The sequence below is a fragment of the Neisseria sp. P0021.S005 genome (assembly GCF_051956955.1).
The window spans coordinates 1-1,330 of record NZ_JBQCWY010000777.1; the positions used below are offsets into that span (position 1 = coordinate 1).

The 1,330-nt window shown below is 46.2% G+C and carries 2 protein-coding genes; both read left to right on the plus strand.

Translation table 11 applies throughout. The features are described 5' to 3' along the window. Positions 1-310 (plus strand): ABC transporter permease subunit (locus tag ACTHUE_RS19195; protein ID WP_440424191.1); only part of this gene is annotated, 310 nt, incomplete at its 5' end. 9 nt (positions 311-319) lie between these two features. Further along, the gene (locus ACTHUE_RS19200) at positions 320-1,087 is read left to right on the plus strand and encodes an amino acid ABC transporter ATP-binding protein (RefSeq protein ID WP_070765496.1); all 768 of its coding nucleotides are present in this window, start codon (positions 320-322) and stop codon (positions 1,085-1,087) included. The last annotated feature ends 243 nt before the right edge of the window (positions 1,088-1,330 follow it).

Consider the following 1,330-nt stretch of genomic DNA (forward strand, 5'->3'; position numbering starts at 1 on the left):
ATGGGAAGCTGGTTTCTCCATCGGTATGACCTATATGCAGACATTCCGCCGCATTGTCGCTCCGCAGGCATTCCGCGTTGCCGTACCGCCTTTGAGCAATGAATTTATCGGTTTGTTCAAAAATACCTCGCTTGCAGCAGTTGTAACGGTAACTGAATTATTCCAAGTTACTCAACAGATTGCGAATCGCTCCTATGACTATCTACCGGTTTATATCGAAGCCGCATTGGTTTATTGGTGTTTCTGCAAAGTGCTGTTTCTGATTCAGGCGCGTTTGGAAAAACGTTTCGACCGCTATATCGCCAAATAAGGAGTTGTCATGATTAAAATCCGCAATATCCATAAGACCTTTGGCGAAAATACCATTTTGCGCGGCATCGATTTGGATGTCGGCAAAGGACAAGTGGTTGTTATCTTAGGCCCTTCCGGCTCAGGCAAAACCACGTTTTTACGCTGTTTAAACGCTTTGGAAATGCCTGAACAAGGTCAAATCGAGTTTGACAATGCGCAGCCGTTAAGCATCGATTTTTCCAAAAAACCAAGCAAACACGATATTTTGGCACTGCGCCGCAAGTCCGGCATGGTATTCCAACAATACAACCTCTTTCCGCACAAAACTGCGTTGGAAAACGTCATGGAAGGGCCGGTTGCCGTACAAGGCAAGCCTGTCGCCAAAGCGCGTGAAGAGGCTGTCAAATTGCTTGAAAAAGTCGGTTTGAGCGATAAGATTGACCTCTACCCCTACCAGCTTTCCGGCGGTCAACAGCAGCGCGTCGGCATTGCCCGAGCATTGGCGATTCAGCCTGAACTGATGCTGTTTGACGAACCAACTTCCGCGCTTGACCCTGAATTGGTGCAAGATGTTTTGGATACCATGAAGGAATTGGCACAAGAAGGCTGGACCATGGTTGTCGTTACGCATGAAATCAAATTTGCCTTGGAAGTGGCAACCACCGTCGTCGTGATGGACGGCGGCGTTATTGTCGAACAAGGCAGCCCGCAAGATTTGTTCAATCATCCCAAACATGAGCGGACACAAAAATTCCTGCGCCAAATCCGTGCGGACAATGGCGATCTTCAAATTTAATTGAAACGACAGACAATTTGAAAGCATTTCCGACTGTCATTTCATAAAGGCCGTCTGAATAAGTGAAATAGAAATCGTTGATTTCGTTTTCATACTTGTTCAGACGGCCTTTTATATGTCTTTTCAGGTAAAATAACGCCTTTCGTTTTACTTATCCCCTTGCCTGCCATCATGATAGAAATTAAAAAACTCACCCTGCAACGCGGTTTGAAAGTCCTGCTCGATAAAGCCGATGCCGTAATC